At 61.3% G+C, this 18477-nt stretch carries 11 protein-coding genes; 9 read left to right on the top strand and 2 right to left on the bottom strand.

All coding sequences use genetic code 11. The annotated features are described in order from the left end of the window. Positions 1-104: 104 nt before the first annotated feature. Positions 105-2390: an SNF2-related protein gene (locus tag U5817_RS08120; protein ID WP_407280336.1), complete on the top strand. Its 2286-nt coding sequence runs from the start codon at positions 105-107 to the stop codon at positions 2388-2390. 240 nt (positions 2391-2630) lie between these two features. Here the strand turns inward: U5817_RS08120 and U5817_RS08125 are convergent, their stop codons facing one another. Next, positions 2631-2855: a hypothetical protein gene (locus tag U5817_RS08125; protein WP_407280337.1), complete on the bottom strand. Its 225-nt coding sequence runs from the start codon at positions 2853-2855 to the stop codon at positions 2631-2633. A gap of 105 nt (positions 2856-2960) precedes the next feature. Between U5817_RS08125 and U5817_RS08130 the strand changes: the two genes are divergently transcribed. The 5 genes from U5817_RS08130 (at position 2961) to U5817_RS08150 (ending at position 7187) form a co-directional block, all read left to right on the top strand. Then, positions 2961-3542, top strand: a complete 582-nt coding sequence (locus U5817_RS08130) for an SOS response-associated peptidase (protein WP_407280339.1) — start codon at positions 2961-2963, stop codon at positions 3540-3542. Beyond that, positions 3487-3663 (top strand): SOS response-associated peptidase family protein, encoded by a 177-nt coding sequence (locus U5817_RS08135; protein ID WP_407280341.1) that lies wholly within the window; start codon positions 3487-3489, stop codon positions 3661-3663. Before U5817_RS08130 ends, U5817_RS08135 begins: the two co-directional genes overlap by 56 nt. A 293-nt stretch (positions 3664-3956) precedes the next feature. After that, positions 3957-5042, top strand: coding sequence for a nucleoid-associated protein (locus tag U5817_RS08140; protein ID WP_407280342.1), 1086 nt, complete (start codon positions 3957-3959; stop codon positions 5040-5042). Continuing rightward, positions 5039-6037, top strand: a complete 999-nt coding sequence (locus U5817_RS08145) for a GTP pyrophosphokinase family protein (protein ID WP_407280344.1) — start codon at positions 5039-5041, stop codon at positions 6035-6037. Before U5817_RS08140 ends, U5817_RS08145 begins: the two co-directional genes overlap by 4 nt. 733 nt (positions 6038-6770) lie before the next feature. Next, on the top strand, positions 6771-7187 hold the full coding sequence (locus tag U5817_RS08150; RefSeq protein WP_407281037.1) for a very short patch repair endonuclease: 417 nt from the start codon (positions 6771-6773) through the stop codon (positions 7185-7187). 277 nt (positions 7188-7464) lie between these two features. On the opposite strand, the gene U5817_RS08155 is transcribed toward U5817_RS08150, so the two are convergent. Next, positions 7465-8718 carry a DNA cytosine methyltransferase gene (locus tag U5817_RS08155; protein WP_407280345.1) on the bottom strand — a complete coding sequence of 418 codons (1254 nt, stop codon included), beginning with the start codon at positions 8716-8718 and terminating at the stop codon, positions 7465-7467. Between the two features lie 346 nt (positions 8719-9064). On the opposite strand from U5817_RS08155, the gene U5817_RS08160 reads away from it, so the two are divergent. From U5817_RS08160 to U5817_RS08170, 3 genes are read left to right on the top strand one after another with little or no spacing between them, the layout of a single operon-like run. Then, a complete protein-coding gene (locus U5817_RS08160; protein WP_407280346.1) occupies positions 9065-11731 on the top strand; it encodes a hypothetical protein in 2667 nt (888 codons plus the stop codon). Next, a complete protein-coding gene (locus tag U5817_RS08165) occupies positions 11728-13119 on the top strand; it encodes a hypothetical protein (RefSeq protein ID WP_407280347.1) in 1392 nt (463 codons plus the stop codon). The genes U5817_RS08160 and U5817_RS08165 overlap by 4 nt, the downstream gene beginning before the upstream one ends. After that, a complete protein-coding gene (locus tag U5817_RS08170; RefSeq protein WP_407280348.1) occupies positions 13116-18107 on the top strand; it encodes an FtsK/SpoIIIE domain-containing protein in 4992 nt (1663 codons plus the stop codon). Before U5817_RS08165 ends, U5817_RS08170 begins: the two co-directional genes overlap by 4 nt. The last annotated feature ends 370 nt before the right edge of the window (positions 18108-18477 follow it).

An 18477-nucleotide genomic window follows, 5' to 3' on the forward strand; every position in this document is an offset into this window, starting at 1 on the left:
GAATACGGTGCCTGTCGGCTGTCGCCCCTTTCTTTCATCTCAAACCCATGCGGGGACACCTACCCCGCATTGGGTTCGGTCTCCGCCTTCTGAAGGAGACCTTCATGCATCTCGCACATCCTGACTTCGCGCCGGCCCTTGTCCTTCCGGAGCCTGCCCAGCTGTCGCTGGCCGAGTTCGTCGACGACTTCGGTGCCAGCTTGCTGGACGCCGTTCGACGCCAGAATCCGCCCGTCTACGACGGCGCGGCGGATCCGCGGCGCGACGTGCTGATGGACCGGCTGGCCCGCAAGCCCTTTCCAGCGCAACGCAATGCCGTCCAGGCGGTGACGCGCCTGCTACTCGACGCCGGCGCCCCCGCGGCGATCCTCAACGCCGAGATGGGAACCGGCAAGACCATGATGGCGATCGCAGCGTCCGTCGTGATGCACGAGGCGGGTTTGCGTCGCACCCTGGTACTGTCCCCGCCGCACCTCGTGTACAAGTGGCGCCGGGAGATCCAGCTGACGGTGCCGGATGCTCGCGTCTGGATCCTCAATGGGCCGGACACGCTGCAGAAGCTACTCACCCTGCGCGCGATGCGCACCGCACCCGTCGTGCCGGAGTTTTTCGTGCTCGGGCGAGTGCGGATGCGCATGGGCTTTCATTGGCGGCCAGCGTTCAACATACGTAGAACGGTGTATCGGGACGAGCTCGGCGCGCGCCACGTCGCCGCCTACGCCATTTGTCCGGACTGCGGGCAATGGCTGACGGACAAGGCCAACGACGCCGAGCTGCCGATGTCAGCGGCGCGGGCCAAGGTGGTGCTCGACGAGAATCGAACCGCTTGCCCGCATTGCAGCGGGCGGCTGTGGACCTTGACGCGCAAGGGCAAACCGCAGCGCTCGCACCGCGAACTCGTCGTTGACGCGTTGCAGCAGCTGCCGACCATCGGCACGAAAACCGCCGAGAACCTGGTCCAACAATTCGGCGAGGAGCTGCTCGGCGCCATGCTGGCGGACAACGTGCACGAGTTCATCAACCTGATGGACGAGGAGGGCGAACTCGTCTTCTCCGACCGCCAGGCCGCACGCATGGAGCGCGCCATGGCCGCCCTTGAGATCGGCTTCGGCCAGGGCGACTACCAGGCGACGGAATTCATCAAACGGTATTTGCCCCAAGGCTACTTCGGCTTGCTGGTGGTCGACGAGGGGCACGAGTACAAGAACGCCGGAAGCGCACAGGGACAAGCCATGGGCGTCCTGACCGCCAAGTGCAGCAAGACACTCCTGCTGACCGGTACCCTGATGGGGGGCTACGCCGAGGACCTGTTCTACCTCCTCTGGCGTCTCCATCCGAGGGCGATGATCGACGACGGCTACCGCCCGAACGTGCGTCGCAGCCTGGGCCCGGCAGCAATGGCCTTCATGCGCGACCACGGTGTCGTGAAGGACATCTACCGTGAGGTGGAAAGCCGCTCCCATCGGACCGCGAAGGGCAAGACGATCAGCCATCGAACGGCCAAAGCCCCCGGCTTCGGCCCGAAGGGCATCATGCGCTACGTGCTGCCCTGCACGGTCTTTCTGAAGCTCAAGGACATCGGCGGCGACGTGCTGCCGCCGTATCGCGAGGTGTTCGAAGCGGTGGTGATGACGGAGACCCAGCGCGAGGGTTACGCGAAGCTCGCGGCCGTCCTGACGGCCGAGTTGCGCCAGGCACTGCGCTGCGGCGACGCGACGCTGCTCGGGGTCGTACTCCAGGTGCTGCTGGCGTGGCCTGACTGCTGCTTCCGCGACGAGCTCGTCAGGCATCCTCGCACTGGCGCCCAGCTTGCGTATCAGCGGGCGATCTTCGGCGATGAGGACGTCAGCCCGAAGGAAGCGGCGCTAATCGAACTTTGCCGGCAGGAAAAGGGCAGGGGCCGGAAGGTGCTTGCCTACTCGATCTACACCGGAACCCGAGACACCACGAGTCGTCTGCGGGTCCAACTGGAGCGCGCCGGTTTCAAGGTGGCCGTGCTGCGCGCGAGCGTCGAGGCGGCGCGGCGCGAGGACTGGGTGGCCGACCAGGTCGAACGCGGCATCGACGTGCTCCTCACGAACCCGGAACTCGTGAAAACCGGGCTGGATCTGCTCGATTTTCCGACCATCGCCTACATGCAGTCGGGCTACAACTGTTACACCCTGCAGCAGGCCTCGCGTCGGTCATGGCGCATCGGGCAGCGCAACGACGTGGCCGTGCACTTCTTCGGATACGCGGATTCGGCGCAAATGGACTGCCTCGCACTCATGGCCCAGAAGATTGCCGTGGCGCAATCCACGTCGGGTGACATGCCGGAGACGGGCCTCGACGTCCTCAACCAGTCCGGCGACAGCATCGAGGTGGCGCTGGCCAAGAGGTTGGCGGCCTGACGTAGCCAGGGCGGGGGCGGGGGCCCTCGTCCTGGCATCACCTTCCTCTCGCATCGCGCACCCCTGGCACCGCCGACGGGACTGCGCCGCAAGCTTTGTCGTGAGGAGCACTGACCGAGCGCTGTTGCACACCGCATTGGTGGTTGTCCGAAGTTCGCTGCCTGCGACGTGCTGGCGATGTCCGGCGCGTCGAGCGGAGCGCGCAACAGGTCGGCGGGCATCACCAGCACGTCGCACCCTTCACGCCTCGACCGAGTTCCGGGCAAGGGGCGCGGCCGCAGACCCCCTCGCGTCGATTCCAACAGGCTCGACGCGCACCGGCCAGCCCTCGCCATCGACCATCAACAAGGTGTGGTCGCACTCGGGACAAATACGGAAGAAATGCTCGCCGTCGGTCGCGTACTCGAAGCGGTCGAGTGCGATCGGGCTGTGACAGTGCGGACAGGTGTGGTGGGTGGTGGTCATGGCAGTTCCTTTTTAGTGCTGTAAATTTATTCAGCCTTCAGTCGACTGCAAACCACCACGCGTCGCACGTCCTCGGGCTTGTCGTATCGCTTGGCCGGGATCAGGATGGCGATCAAGCACTTGCCGGAGGGCTCACCCATGTGCGGTCGTTATGCGCTCTACGGCCCGGTCTCCCGAATCCGGGAGCAGTTCGACGCCAAGGTCGATGAGCTCGAATTCGAAGCCCGCTACAACGCCGCACCGTCGCAGTGGCTGCCGGTCATCCGGCAGCGATCAGACGGTGAGCGCGTCGTGCATCTGCTGCGCTGGGGGCTGGTGCCCTCGTGGGCAAAGGATGAAGCCATCGGCAACCGGCTCTTCAACGCCGGTGCGGAGACCGTGGCCGACAAACCCTCTTTTGGGGCGGCCTACCGGAAGCGCCGTTGCATCGTGCCGGTCAATGGGTTCTACGAGTGGAAGGCGGTCGATGGCGGCAGGGATCCGTACTACATCCATGCGACCGATGAGCAGCTTTTGGGGCTGGCCGGCTTGTGGGAGCACTGGCATCGGCCGGACGACGGCGCCCGGATCGACACCACACACCATCCTGACCACCGATGCGAATACGCTCATGAAGCCGCTGCACGTACGCATGCCGGTGATTCTCGCGCCGGATACGTATGCGGTGTGGCTGGACCCCAAAGGTGATCTTGTCACGCTGCAGGCGCGACTCTCGCCCTGTGCGGATGATGTTCTTGCGCTGCATCCAGTCGGCAAAGCCGTGGGAAACGTCAGGAACGAGGGCCTCGGACTCATCGACCCGAAATAGGCTCCGTCGGTCGAGCCTACCGCAGGGCTTTGACTGGCAGCCGGCCGACTGCCGTACTCCGGAACCTGTCGGAAGGCCAATTCACACAAGTCGGCCTGGGACTAAACCGCTCGCGCGTTAGGGCGTGCTGAACCGCTTCGAACGGTCAGGACGTCGCGGCTGAGTCGCAACCAGATGCAACGTTATCGGTCGCAGAGCCTTCCCGCACTCGTGCAGTAAGCCAGTAGCACGCGTATTATGCGTTGACGCAATCCGCAAGTCATAATGCGCCTTCTTACAATAAAAGCGCTCATATGATCTTCGAGAACCTTGGCATCACGCGCATCATCACCCACGAGGTATTCGAGCGGGACAACGAGCGGAACATTGTGCCGCCGGTTTATGGCACAAGCCTGGTGACGCTTAATCCACAAGGTATCGACGCCTTTTGCAGCCGCATCATGGATGCCATGGGGCGCGCCTCTCGGGCGCTGGAAATGGCGATCATTGAGACCGGTGCAACGAGCGCATGCGCGCTAGCTGACCAACTGGTCGATTTGGATGACGCCCTGTTTGTCTCGAATTCTTCCGCTGCGGCCAACAAGCTGACCTCGGCACAAGGTCGGCGTGGGCTTCCAGGCGGCATTCTGGTCGTCTTTACCGGAAGTGCAGGCCATCCGTCAAAGCGCATTGTCGGCTTCATTAAGGCGGAGACACACAGTGGCTTCACGCGGCGGCAGGACGCGAACGGTTCAATTTCACTGCAATTCCTTACCAACCTGCTGCTTACACCGCAAACGAAACTCTACAAGATCGGGATTTTCGTGGAGAGCGATCCGGGGGCGGCCGAGTTGCAGAACGGATGGCGCGCGTTCATCTACGACGACCAGATCAGTGCGTCCAACAAGTTGAGCGCGGCACAGTATTTCTATGAGGGATTCCTCGGCTGCGCATTCCCCGAGACTAGCGCGAGGCGAACGCGCGAGTTTCACGATTACACGAAGGACTTCATTCAGGGCATCGACCTTCCGGAGGAACAGAAGATCGACTTGCACAACGCGTTAGTGACCTACCTGAAAGTCGATCAGAGCCCCACGGTTCAAACGTCCGTATTTGCCCAAACCTACTTGGACGATCCGGCATTGCGAGATGCCTACGAGCAGTTCATGGCGCAGAAGGAGTTTCCTGCAACGGCTATCCACAAGGACCTATCAGACGTCACAACTGCCCTGCGTTATCGGAAGGTAAGCTTCTCGGACGACATCAAGCTGATTGTGCCCGCCCACAAATTTGAAAGCATGATCCGAATGGAGGCTATTGAGGGCGAGGCTGACGGGCACGGCGTAGTGCCGACATGGACCCGAATTACCGTCAAGGACCGAATCAGGAAGCAAGAATGACCGAGAGCGAGATTCGCACTCTCTGGGAAGCGGAGCGGCCGATATATGAGGCGTGGAGCGACTACGTCCGCGATCGCTTGGTAGCGCGCTTAACCGAGCTTCTTGCGCAGCAAGAGCCGCCCGGAAAGATCGGCGAGTTCCTGAAACTGCCGGTTCAGCCACGCTTGAAGGATGCGAAATCGCTCGTTGATAAGGCGCTCTTCCGCGATAAGAGGTATGGCGATCCATACGCTGAAATTACTGACAAAGCGGGGATGCGCTTTGTAGTGCTTCTATCGAGCCACATACGGCTCGTCGAGCAGGCTATTCTGGGCGACCAAGATTGGGAAGGGTCCAAGGATCGCGATTACGAGGAGGAGCGCCGAGCGCGCCCGTTGGAATTTGCTTACCAGTCCCTGCACTACGTGGTGCGGGCGGCGCGAGACATAACACTTGGGGCGGTGACGGTTCCGAAAGGCACCGCTTGCGAACTGCAAATTCGCACGCTGTTGCAACACGCGCATAGTGAGCTGACACACGATACGATCTACAAGCCGAAGAAGGCCGCCTCCCCGGAAATCACGCGAACCGTTGCAAAAAGCATGGCGCTGATCGAGGCGGCAGATGACTTCTTCGAACTGGTGATGCGTGATCTTCAATCCGCCTCGAAGCCGGTCCGAGATGCGATTGATGCGCTGAGCCGAGCCTATGTGCGCCACGTCGGCATACGTCCAGAGACGGAGAAGTCGAACGCGGTGGTTCTGGATGCGTTTGCCGAGCAAATGCCGGCCGATCTGACCGGGCGGATCGACAGCCTCATTTTGTCTAAGGGTTACATCTCGGAGCGCATCCGATCCCGCTTCGATACGCACCATCTATTCAGGCAGCCCGTTATCCTGTTCACGTATCTCTTGGCTGTTTCGAAGCCAGCCGAGCTCAAGGATATCTGGCCGCTGACAAACGAGGACCTGAAACTCGTTTTCCTCGATCTGGGCATTAGCTACGACAACTTGTGATCTGCGCGGGCCGCGCTGCCCGCTGTTCGGACAAGCGGTTGCCGGAATGAGGTCGCTCGCGTGCTAAACAGACGCTATCTCGATAGGCGAACGAAAGCAAAAGGTCGGCAGCAGGAATTGGCCGTATCGCTACGTTGCTGTTCAAGGCCCTCCGGCCCTGAATGTCAGCTAACTGCCGCATTGCCAACCGAATCAGACCGCAGGCTCAAGGTCGGCTCAGGCCGAACAGGAGCAATCGATACAGGCTTCATTGCGTGCGGGCTCGGCAGCATCGAGTGAATGACCCGCGCCGTCGACGAGGGGGCGACCTGACTCACATTCGCCGCCATCGACGTCGGCACCGAGGTCTCTGCAATGCGGTGGAGTGCAAAGCGGCCACTCGCACGTCCGTCGCCGAACGCCCCTATGGGGCGCGACAATCATCTTGGCAACACGACCGGCCATGCTGATTGACGCCCTCTACCCCTCCCCCGTGTCCTCCAAACACTTGCGCTCAGTGCCTGAGTTGCTACACCCGCAGGGGCTGGTTGGTTAACATCGGATTCCCAAGCTGTATTCGTTAGTACGAGCCGTTGGGAAAATGTGCCCGGCACTTCTGACAGTCTTGGGAGGCTTTGTCGTCTGTCCCGCGAGGCCAGCGAACCGACCGAACATGGTGAGGCCAGTTTCTCTGCAAGGAACGTTCTTGATGGTGAGATGCGCGCTGTTGACCGATCCTTCGACGTCCATGCGGATGAAGGGAATTCGACGCCGTCACACTCGGCCAGAGATTTTGCTCCGTAGGCTGATGTGGTCGCTAGGCTTGCGTTACCGATGCAACGACGATCGTCTGCCGGGATCACCCGACATAGTCAATCGGACAAATCGCTGGGCAATTTTCGTCCACGGCTGCTATTGGCACGGGCACCCTGGGTGCAAGCGGGCGACGATGCCCAAGCGGAACGCCGAGTTCTGGGCCGCGAAAATCGAGAGCAACCGCCGAAGAGATGCGGCCAAGGTGGAAGCGCTTCGCAGGCTCGAATTTGAAGTGGTCGTCGTGTGGGAGTGTGAAGTCTATCGGATGGCACGATTCGGAGTCGAACATGCTCCGCCCGATCTTCTACGCCTGATGAGGCGCCTTACCGGCGCGGGCGAATCGAGGACTAGCTAATGGCGCACTCTGAAGTGCCGATGGCCAGATAGGCGCGGTCCTGTCACGATGCTCGTGCGATCATCGAGATACAAGGCCGGACGACGCCCGATTAGGTGCCCTGTCGCGCCGCGCCGGTCTCGGTCGATGTGTCGGACGCACCTCGGTTGCTTCGGAAGATAGAAGCCGTAGACTTCATGTCTCAGCATGTAGCTCGGCGCAGCCTGCCGGGCAACCTACGAATCAGGAGGCCGGCCACAGGCTTTGCCTGTTGCGACCACGATATCTAATGCCGACGTCAGGAAGTACTGAGGCTCAATACCGCTGATTCGGGGGCTTTCGGAGTCGCAGGAAGAGAAACGATTGCCGCCCCGCGCATTTTCTCAAGGTGCACCTTGATAGCATCCTTGAAACCGTCCTTGAGGCGCAGCCTGCTCTTGTCGATCCGCCTATAAAAACCGTCGGTGGCTCGTAGCGAAAGCGGAGTGCCGGGATGGTGCAAGAAGTTTGCGAGCCGCTGGCGTGGCCGGTCGACCGGCCTCGTGCCGATCGATGCCGCATAGCGTGTGGAACCATCGTACCAAGCTGCCTCAGGCCACGGGTCGCCAGGAATCAACGGAGTTCCACGGTCCCCCTCGTAAGGCATGAGATTGGCGAGTCGCTCTCCGATCCAAGTCGAAACCTCGACGTTGACCGCGTTACCGACCAATACCCATCGCCGCCGCTGATTGAACTGTTGTGTGCCTTGAACCTGGATCTGTGAGTCCGCATCGGTCCATCCGGCAGGAAAACCCTGAAGCCGCTCGGCATCCTGGAGATGGGGAGTGATGACTGATAGGTCGGGCATCAAGATCGCTGGTGGAGAAGGAATGCTGATAGTCGATCCACCCTTGAGGGTCGGTACACAGTCTTCGCCCCAGCCCAGGCCGCGGTTCCCCTCCGTCCAATAGAATCCATGGGCTGCTTCATGCAATCCGTGCAGTGATTTTTCTGCCGGGAAGTTTCCATGGAACAAGACGTCGCGAGGATCCCCGCCCCCCTCCAGAGCCGTCGCGTACACGAAGATCCGCCGCCGACGCTGAGGAAGGCCGAAGGCGAGTGCGTCGATCGTTCGATACGCCCACCGATATTTCAGGCGTTCGAGCTCTGAAAGTACCTCGCTCATGTACTCGCCTCGATGCAGATGCCGCCAGTTCGGCACGTTCTCGATCAGGACGTGCGCGAAGCGACGTTGCTCAAGAAGCGCGATGGTCTTCCGTATCAGGCTTGAGCGGCCGCCGGCAAAACCCTGAGTTCTTCCCGCCTGTGAGAGGTCAGTGCACGGGAAGCCGGCGGTCAGCAAATTGGACGAGGGGGAGACGCAACCGAGTACTTCTTCAATACAGTTGATGTCGGAGACGATTGGGACTCCCTCGAAATGCCGTCTCAGGACCGCGGTCGCTTCCCGATCACATTCGCAGAAGAGCGTGGTGCGATGCCCGCTCCGGTGAAGCCCCAATTCCAGGCCGCCGATACCGCCGAAGATAGCGGTTACTTCCAGCGAGCGGCTCATTACTTTCTCCAGCAATCCTGACATCCATGGAATGGTAGCACGCAGTGCTTCGGAACTCGAGGCCCGTGACCAACTCGTGGTTGGAGCGCTGAACGGTCGTCGAGGTGAATAGGAACGAGTGCGGCAATTCGTGCCCAGTCCCCACGGCGATCCCTGGGGCGAGCTTGGAATCGGCTCGATCGACCCCCTCTATGCGGTCTTCGGTTCGTTGCTGCCCCGACCAGGCCGAAGACGACGGATCTGCACGCGTTTGACATGTCGGCCTGTCGCAAGCAATCTTCGGTTTTCTCCATTTCGACCGCGAGTTGAAGTTCTTCGCGCGTCGACGACTTCAGGTAGACGAACGATGGGTAAGACGAAGTTCGAGCAGATCCTCAACACTGCCCTGGCCGGCGTCGACCTTTCGGGAAGTCATTCGAACAAGTTCGACCGTTTGGTCGGAATGCTTGCCCCTTACTGGGGCGTTGATCCTGAAGCAATCGGCGTGAAGGCGTTGGCCGCCAGCAAGAATTACGGAAACCGCGTTTCGGAAGCGACGCGGACGTCAATCCGATACTTGGTGCTGCTCGCCGACGAGGAAGTCAAGGTCCAAGCGCTCGCTCGTTCGCTTGAGACACGCGCACTCAAGCTCGTTCCAACGGTACTGGCGGTGTGCCGAGCGGGGGTCTGGGAGGGCGGCGCGATCTTTCTCACGCGCGACGCCGATAATCCATTCGAGCTCGATGTCCGCGTCGAGACGTTGAACGATCGTCGATTCGAAGCGCTTGAACGATCCGACGCTGACCGGATACGGGCGAGCATCCTGACGCTGGCCGGCAGTTCTGCGGGCACCGATGTGGAAGCGTTTTTGAATGCTCGCTCGGACGGCCGTCACGAAACTATGCTCAAGCGGGTCACGGACCTCAAGAACTTGAATAACCGTATCGGCGAGGCCATCGGACAGCGACCGCACTTTCTCGTCATCCAAGTTCCGCGGGAACTGGTCAAGACGGCACGTCGAGTACTCGAGGAGCAATTGACCAACAATCCGGCGACCTACGCGTTTCTCGTCTTCGAAGGCGAGGGCGGCATATCGGTCGAGCCGGTGTGGAGCGCCAGGAGCGCACTGGAGAACGACGTAGTGCTTCACCGCGTGCCACATCTTCCTAGCCCGGCGCTGGAACGCCAAGTCGCGTGGGAACAGCCGGAATTCCCGGGCATCGAGACTCGGCGAGACCCCGGGGGCGACCTCCAGTACCGGCGACTCGAGCGCGTGAAACAACTGGGTCGTCACCTCCCGTTCGACGCCGATGCCAACCATCTGTACGAGGAACGCCAAGAATCGTCCGATCGACTCGCTTACGAAACTAAAGCGCTCGGTTACGTTCGTCGCCTGCTGACCGAGCGTGAGCGTCTCGTCGTGGTGCTGACCGGGAACGCTGGGCACGGAAAGACTCACCTGTGCCGGCGTTTGCTCGAAGCTGGTGGTGCGAACGGGGACGTAATGAAACGTCTTTGTGGCGACCCGACCGGGACCGAGGACTGGGTCGTCGAAGGGTCACCTTTGCCCATACGGATCATCAAGGATCTTTCCGAAATCAATCCGCCCGAAGCGGCGTCAAGTCTACTCCGGGAGTTCATCCGACAGCAGAACGCTCACGTCATCGTCTGTGCGAACGAAGGTAGGCTACGCGACGTGGTCAGCCGAGATCCCGCCGACTTGAAGGTGCTGACCGATGCGCTGGAGCGGGGGCTCGACGGCGGTGAAACCTGCATCCCGGAGCGCGAGGACATTCACGTGCTCAATCTAAACCACCAGGCCGCGACCGCCGGGGAGGGCGGTTTTTTCGAACACGCGCTTGATCATTTCCTCAACCACGAGTCCGCATGGAAGGTGTGCAAGAGCTGTCGCGCGTCGGGACATTGCCCGATCCTGGCGAATCGCAACGACCTTGCCCGATCATCCGTCTCTTCGCCCGAAAATGCATCGCGCCGAAAAGCGCTACGAGAACTCGTCCGCCTAGCAGAAGAAGGGGGCTACGTTCTGACCTTCCGTGAGACCCTAGAATTCGTCGCCTACCTCGTCACCGGACGCTTGTCTTGCATCGACGTCGAACGACTCCATCGGAACCACGAGCTCGGCAAACTGAACGGGCGTCGCATTCTCCCGCTGCTCTTCGAACTGCCGTTGAACGACGACGATGCCGAGACGTTGCCGCTACTGCTTCGCCTCCGTCGTCTCGATCCTGGCCTCGTGGCGCTAAGGCCGATCGACGATCGCATCCACGAGCAGCTCGAGGAGATCGGCATGCTCGGGGCGGGCGTGTTCGGTGAGGCCGCTAGGGAGGTGTACCTCAAGGCCGATCTTCAGCATGAAGAGGAGCATCATCGAGAGATCGTACGCCGTGCACGTCGTGAGGCATGGTTCACAGCTCCATCGGACACCGATCACGGAGAACGCCTCGGCCTGCGCCATCACCACGTCTTCCGTAGCCTGCAGGGCGAGCCAGCCGTCGGCGACGTCATCAACGCCATTCGGTCGCTCATCCGAGGATTGCACACGATTCAGGGGGCCATAGGCGTCGAATCGACGAGTAGCTTCCATCTCGTCGATCCCGCGTTCGGGCGCTCGGGAAGTCACGCGGCTGTCATCGCCCGTTCCATTCGGATCAGAGACTTGGATCTCATGACCGAGTCGAACTGGTGGCGGCGACGCCACGCGGGCGGCGCCCCTCCGATTCTGGATTCGGTGGAGTGGATTGACCGTCGGCTCGTCCTCGTCGAGAACGGTGAGACGGAGAAGGTGATCGTCGCCCTCGATCTCTTGGCGTTCGAGTTCGTGATGAACGCCGGCAACGGCATCGTGATGCGCGAATTCCACTCCGCTGAGCGACGCCGAATACTGCGCACGCTGGCGCGTCTGGCCGAATCGGGGCGCGACCCGAGAGACGACATCAGAGTCTTGGTCGGGCGTGGCGAAGGCCGGTTGATCATCGAACGTGACGACACGATTTTTCTTGAGAGGAACGCATGATCAACCGATCGGAGCGAGGGCGCGACGTGGTTCAGAACACGTTCGGTGGCGCACTCTATCAACAGGGCCGCGGATTCTATTCGGCACTCGAATTCCTGGCGATCGTGCGCGGCGAAGTGTTACTCGAGCGGCTCGAAGGGGCGTTCGGCGCTTCGCCCGTAAGAGTCCTCCCCGTGGCCGATCCGGTCGTCTATCTGCGGCCGAGTCACGACCATGCACGCCGCTTGCTCGTCACGGACCACGACGTGCGACCAGGCATCTTCGCTGGAGCGGACACGCGCGAGGCGATCAAGGCGCTATTGCGTGGCATCGAGATAGCCGTGCCAGGCCGCAGGCGTACCCCCGACAAGTGGCAGTTACGTCATTTCTTTCCGTACCCGGCGGAAGCGATTCACTACGACGCCGTCGAGCGACGCAACCAAGTTTCGGTCGAAAGGTACCAATTCCGAGGAGCCGGCGGGCTCGCACACAAGATATTGCGGACCGATCCCGACGAGAAACGGCTAGCTGACGTCCGATCGCGGTTCAGACAATTGTTGGGAGACAGCGGAACCGCTGTCGGCAAGCTATTGACGGTCCTCGCGAAGAACGACGAAGCCCCTTGCGCAGGATCACGTTGTCCGTCGTCACTGGAAGACGCGATGGCCGTCGCGTTCCGCGACGAAGTGGAGGAGAAGAGCCTTCAGTCGCTACAGGAGGATGGGAGCGACCCGACACGCGACCGATCCACGAGGTGGATGCACCTTTTGCGATCGGGAGTACACCGAATCCTACATCGGCCACATTCGTCAGAATTCGATCGAATAGACGGCTTGATGCACTGGGTTCCTTGGTGCGTGGCGCAGCATCAACTCGCGATGGCCCGGCGCAGAATCGGAACGGATGAGTCGGCACCAATCGTCTTCGATGCAGGACACAGGTCGAGCCCCGTGCGGGCCATCGCACGCAAGCACCTGGGGGAGGCAACCGCCACGATCAAGGAGAGCTTGTTGAGGGCCGCCAGGCAAATGGGGCTTCCTGAGTTGTGCAAAGGAAACTCGTCTTGGTGGACCGGCCCGAGGACGTTCTACACCACGACGCTGTATGCGGTCGGAGCGATGAACGCCCACACTGGGCACCGCCATTTCGAACTTCGCCCTCAGTTTCTTCAAGCTGTGGTGCATGCACTCGTCGACGAGCCGATGCCACTGGAACAATTCACCGGTGAGATATTGGGCGAGCAGCTCCGGATCATCTGCGATCGCGAAAGTGCGGCCCGATTCGCCGCGGTCGATCTCGACGGCAGGCACCTTCAGACCAACGGCGAGGAACTTGCGGGCCGATTGGATGAAGTGGGTCTTCTGAGAGCGTATTCAGACTCGACGCGCATGGTGGGGGTACAAGAATGAACGATCTGACCACGGCGATGGCGCGACTCGCCCAGAGGCGGATCGAAGAACGTTTCCAAGGTGACGAATCGAGCCCGATGCTCCGGGTAACCTGCCTGGAACCAGCCGAGATCACTGCGCTGGTTCAGTCGCTAAGGCGTTGGCGGCCACCGGCTCATATCTCTGATGTACGAATCGCCGTCACGGTGAAATCGCCTTGGCCAGGACTGGAATCCGGCGAGATGGTGCCGCGGGAAGACGTGTCGCCAACGACGCTGCGAAATCTACGCGGCGTCAGTGTGATCTTGATCGTCGGAGACGACTTCACGGACAAACAGTCGTGGCAAAAGGTGCACCCCATTTCCGACACGTCGTTGATCGCCGGGCCGGACGCGAGGGAACATCTCGTTCAGCTCGGTATGGGCGATGATCCTCCGGGGCTCGTCATCGACGTTTTGGAAGAGGTCCACGCCGCAGTTCGAGCCGATGGCGACGAGTCCGTGCCCGTTCGAAAATGGGTCAGCTTCGTGCTCGCCGTGTGCAGACGGCTCGAAGCGGGTCCGTTGGGCGCCGAACAAGTGTGGTCAGCGGTCGGTGCCTCGTTGCCGGAGATCGATCTGTTTCCGGACGAAAGCCTCGCGACGCTCGCGCGAACGGACAGGATGCGGCGGCTCCGGCGAAATCGATCGGACAGTCATCGTCTACTCTACGAGGCGGACGACCGATGGCGCGACGTGCTGCAAGATCGAGTGGGTCTCGTGGAGTTATTGGATTCCTTCGGAAGACCCGAGGCGAACCAGGAGCTGATCCGCGAAGCCCTTGAGCGTCTGTTGGGTGCGAACGGTGGACGCGAGCAACGAAACGTCCAGTTCCGGCATTGGTTACGGATCGTCGAGCCCAATGGGGAAAAGGCCGGTATCGGCAACCGCATCCGCGAACATCTCGAGGCGATCGCGAGTGACCGTGTCCAGGAATACGACGACCTCGGGGTCGCGACCGGGATCGATGCGGGAAACGCCGACGACGCGCAGAAATTGCTCGACGCGCTTCCTCCCCGTGACGAACTCCCGCCGCTGGTGCGGCTGCTGACGGACAAACAAGTCGTCGCCATCGAGCGGATGGCGAATCCCCGTGCGCTGTCGACGAGAGCACCATTGGCGGAGATCCTTCGCGTGGTGGCTGAGATGGTCAGCGAGCGCGTAGCGCTCTTGGAGTCTCGTCCCACCTCGAACGTCGAGTTGATCGTCGAGCCCCGCAAACTTTCCGAGACGGCGCGACATTCGAGAGGTCTGTTCGCCTGGCTGTTCGAGCCGGCGTTGAGACAGATCACGGACGAACTTCAAGGCGAAAGGGTTTCGCTGTCGCTCGCACCCGAGCTCGCGGGGACCGAGCTGCTGAAAGGCTTCGAAAGGACCGACAGCGCGGAGGACGATGATTTCGACCTCGATGGAGCGTTCGACACGCTCGAACTCCGCTTGCGCTGGTCGGACGCCAGCGGCCGTGAGCAACGAATCGACTGGAATCCTCGTGAAACGCCTGGTCTGGTCGCACTGTGGCGTCTCACGTCGCGGCCTGACGTGACCAGTTGGAAGCCTGGCGTGGAGGTCAGCCTAGACACCTGGCTGACGAGTGCGACGCAGCGCGCTCCGATGGTCGGGGAATGTGCTTCGGACGAGGGGCGAGGCGCGGTCGTCGAGACATGGCGGCGTATGCGACGCGGCGCCCTCGCTGAGATCGCCGAGAGGGGCCTGTCACCCGACCTGATCGATGAGTACGCCGCCCGGTACCACCAAGTGCTCGCCACGTTGCGCAACGATCACGTTCCGACCGGGGCGCCGCGTGCCGAGGTCACGGCGGTGTTGGGGGCGGATCTCTACCGAGGAAACGGCACCGCCGTCATGCTCGCGACCCATCCGATCCGGCTCCGGTGGATCGCAGCATATCTGCGCCGACTGCAGGACCTGATCCTGAAGGCGTTGCGGTCCGAGCTGCTGACCAATCCCGTCAATCCGGATCTTTTCTTCAGCCAGCTGCTGGCCGCCTCGCCCCAGGGCCAGCCGCCGGTGGCGGTCGTCGACGAGCAGCTTTGCGTGGCGATTCGCGAGCAAGACTGGCACGAAGTTCTTGCTCCACTGAAGGACGAACGTGGCGAGCGACGCGATTGGTTGGCCGATCTCGACGACGGCGCGATCGACGACGTAGCGGAAACCATCGGGCGGTACCTCGATGCGTATCCGCATAAGGCCGACGGGCTGCACCTGCTCTACATCGTCCGGCGGCACGGCGCCAGAAGTCTTCACCGGCTGGTCAAGAACGTGTTCAAGCGGATCAACGTCAAAGGAACGTCATTGAAACTGACCTTGTGCGTCGATCCGTGCGAAATCCGCAACGTCGAGGAAGTTCTCCAAGACTTCGACGACGCGGATCATCGCGCTTACTCGGACAGGCCTCCGATCCAAGTTTCGGTCCAGCCTTGGGAGAATCCCGAACGCTCACTTCCAGACTTGTCGGGGATCGGAGCCTACGTGGACCTGGCCGTAGTTCCGAACTTGTTCGGTGCCAGCACCCGCACACACGACAGTACCCGAGATGGACGTCTCGACACAGGGACTTTCGATCCGCTTCTCGATGAACCGACGCGCTTGGAAGCCGTTGGATCTGGTGACGCACCGAGCGCGGCCGTTTCACGAGTCCTCTTGCCAGCCGGGCGAGACGACTTGCTGGAAGCATGGTCGACGATCACGACGCGTCAGTTCCGTGGATCACCCGTCAGCGAATCCCCGAGCGAGCACGACGTAGACCACGTGACCATTCAGGTTTCACTCGACAAGAATCGCGGCTTCTTCGATGCGCTTCATACATGCGCGCACTGGGTGCTTACCGTGGACGCCTTCGTCGGCCGCGAGCAGATCGAGGCGCTCGAGAACGGACCCGACGTCATTCGGGTGAAGACCGGTGTCGGAGCGAACGGCGCCTATCGACTAGTGGTGAGTTCGAAGTCCGGGCGGCGGTTCGTCGAGTCGCGTATCGCCCGACGGCTGCGGCAACAGATTCCTCACACCATGCTGCCCGACACATCACCGTTGGCCCGCACGATCTATGATCGGGCACGTCTCCTCGTTCCCGGCATCGTCCTGCGTTCGCTCGGGCTAGGCCGCACCGCCGCCGAAATGGTCGGGTTGGTCTTGGCACGTGCCCGAATCGAGCAGAAGGAGCCAGCGATGGTGGGCCCATATGGCTTCCAAACCTGGTTGAGTTTGGACGAGCATCCCGAGTGGTCAGGAGGACATCAAGCGCTTCGCGCGGACTTGGCACGTATCCGCGGGTGGTTTGACGGAAGGATCCTTCATCTGCTTGTTGACGTTGTCGAGGCGAAAATGAGGACCGAGGTGGCCGTCGGCAGGGCGGACCGGCAACTCGACCGCTCGATTCAGCTACTCAGGGCTGCGCTCGGTGGCGCGGAAGACGGGCTTCCTGGATGCGCGGATGTCCCGATGTGGCGCCGCCTCATTTGGCGGGCCATCGAGCAGACGTCAATGGCTGCTGACGCCATACCGGCTGCGACGCACATCGTCACCGATGACGGACGTCGCGCGACCCTCGGGGACAAGTTGCGTGCCGCATTGCGTCAAGGCGAGATCGTGGTCGAATCCGTCAAAGGAGTGCTCGTGTCCATGGTCGACGGGCACGAGACGGAGGACGCGGTAACGCCGAACGGACATCGCTGGATGCGCCTGACCCTCGACGAAGCGAAGCATCATTTGATCCGACTGTCCGACGAGCCTCAGTTTCCACTGTCACCACGCGCGGAAACATGCGCCATGCAGGAGCATGTGGAAATGAATCCGCCTGGGCCGGTCGAGTCTGATTCCCTCGATCGTGACCATGTCGAGCCGGCTCCGCCGGTGCCGCCGGTGCCACGGCCTGAGCGGGGAGGGCGTTCGGAGGCGGCGATCAAGCGCATGGACGATCTCGTGCGCGCGCTTTATGCTCGCAATGTCGAGGTTTCGCCGGAGTCGAGCGACGACGCTGCACTTGAGGGGCCTGGATTCTTCTTGCTCAGAGTGAAACTTGGGTCGGCCTATAGGCCTCAGCACGTGTCGTCACTTGCTGAGGACCTGCAGTACCACCTGCATCTGGATGCCGGCCAGGTGCCTAGGATCTACGTGGACCGAGGCGCGGTCGTAATCGAGATTCCGAAGCGCGAGCATGAGCGCTATTACGTTGACGCGGCGGAGCTTTGGGGGCGAACGCGATGGCCCTCGGACAAGCTCTATGCGCCGCTCGGATACGACGTCCGCGACGAACCGGTCGGAATCGACTTCTCGTCGAGCCGTTCGCCTCATCTGCTGATCGGTGGAATGACCGGCGGGGGTAAGTCGGTAGCGCTAGAGACTCTGCTCCTAGGGCTGGTTGGGCATTACCCAGCTTCGAAACTTGAGCTGCGCATCGTCGATCCGAAGGGAAACGAATTCGCACAATTCGAAAAATTCGACCATCTCGTCGAGGCCCCGGGCATGGACGCTGAGGACGCGATCGAGATGTTGCGGCGGACGTGTGAGGAAATGGATGCGCGGTATCGAGCAATGAAGGAACTGAGTCGTGAGCACAACATCCGTATACGGGACATCGCAGAATTCAACGAGATCGTTGGACCGGCGGAACAGTTTAAATGGATCGTGGTAGTCCTCGACGAATTCGCGGACCTCACGGCCGACAAGGACGATAAGAAGGCGATTGAGGCATTACTGCAGCGAATTGCTCAGAAGGCTCGTGCGTGCGGTATACACGCGATAGTCGCAACTCAAAAGCCATCTGCTGAGGTCATTAGCACCACGACCCGCTCGAACCTCGGCGCACAGTTAGCTCTACGCGTGCGAAGTTCGACCGATAGCCGGGTCATCATGGACGCAACAGGGGCCGAAAGTCTTGCGGGAAACGGGGATGCGTTCTTGCGGCTGTCCGGTGAGGAGCCAGTGCGCCTTCAGTGCGCGAAAGTCCTCTCGTAGATGAGTAGAATCGTCAATCCACATCCCATCCAGGTTACAGGACTGGGATGACCCGCCGCCGTCCAGCCCAGGCTGAAGTTCTATATAGGAATGGGGGGCTCCGCACGGCAGCGATGTGAATCCGTTCTCGCACCAGAACGAATGTTTGCGGACTGACAAGGTCGCGATCGGGAACGCCTGTGTAAAACGAGACGCAACGGCGCCGGAGTATGGGTAGGCGACATAGAGAGGGAGAGAGCTCGACCCTCTCCCTGTATCAAACAGGATCATGTGATGATCAACCCCCTCGCGGCTTCCGGACCCAGTTCCATGATCCCCGCAGGTGAACGGCAGGAGACTGACGCATTGCCGCCCGACACGGGCGAGAGGC

It is taken from the genome of Aromatoleum evansii (assembly GCF_045689615.1).
GTDB lineage: Bacteria > Pseudomonadota > Gammaproteobacteria > Burkholderiales > Rhodocyclaceae > Aromatoleum > Aromatoleum evansii.

Excerpts from the sequence above, each read along its gene's own strand:
- U5817_RS08160 (WP_407280346.1), top strand. The coding sequence starts at position 9,065 with ATGGGTAAGACGAAGTTCGAGCAGATCCTCAACACTGCCCTGGCCGGC.
- U5817_RS08125 (WP_407280337.1), bottom strand. The coding sequence starts at position 2,855 with ATGACCACCACCCACCACACCTGTCCGCACTGTCACAGCCCGATCGCA.
- U5817_RS08135 (WP_407280341.1), top strand. The coding sequence starts at position 3,487 with ATGCCGGTGATTCTCGCGCCGGATACGTATGCGGTGTGGCTGGACCCC.
- U5817_RS08120 (WP_407280336.1), top strand. The coding sequence starts at position 105 with ATGCATCTCGCACATCCTGACTTCGCGCCGGCCCTTGTCCTTCCGGAG.
- U5817_RS08165 (WP_407280347.1), top strand. The coding sequence starts at position 11,728 with ATGATCAACCGATCGGAGCGAGGGCGCGACGTGGTTCAGAACACGTTC.
- U5817_RS08140 (WP_407280342.1), top strand. The coding sequence starts at position 3,957 with ATGATCTTCGAGAACCTTGGCATCACGCGCATCATCACCCACGAGGTA.
- U5817_RS08170 (WP_407280348.1), top strand. The coding sequence starts at position 13,116 with ATGAACGATCTGACCACGGCGATGGCGCGACTCGCCCAGAGGCGGATC.
- U5817_RS08155 (WP_407280345.1), bottom strand. The coding sequence starts at position 8,718 with ATGAGCCGCTCGCTGGAAGTAACCGCTATCTTCGGCGGTATCGGCGGC.
- U5817_RS08145 (WP_407280344.1), top strand. The coding sequence starts at position 5,039 with ATGACCGAGAGCGAGATTCGCACTCTCTGGGAAGCGGAGCGGCCGATA.
- U5817_RS08150 (WP_407281037.1), top strand. The coding sequence starts at position 6,771 with ATGAAGGGAATTCGACGCCGTCACACTCGGCCAGAGATTTTGCTCCGT.
- U5817_RS08130 (WP_407280339.1), top strand. The coding sequence starts at position 2,961 with ATGGCGATCAAGCACTTGCCGGAGGGCTCACCCATGTGCGGTCGTTAT.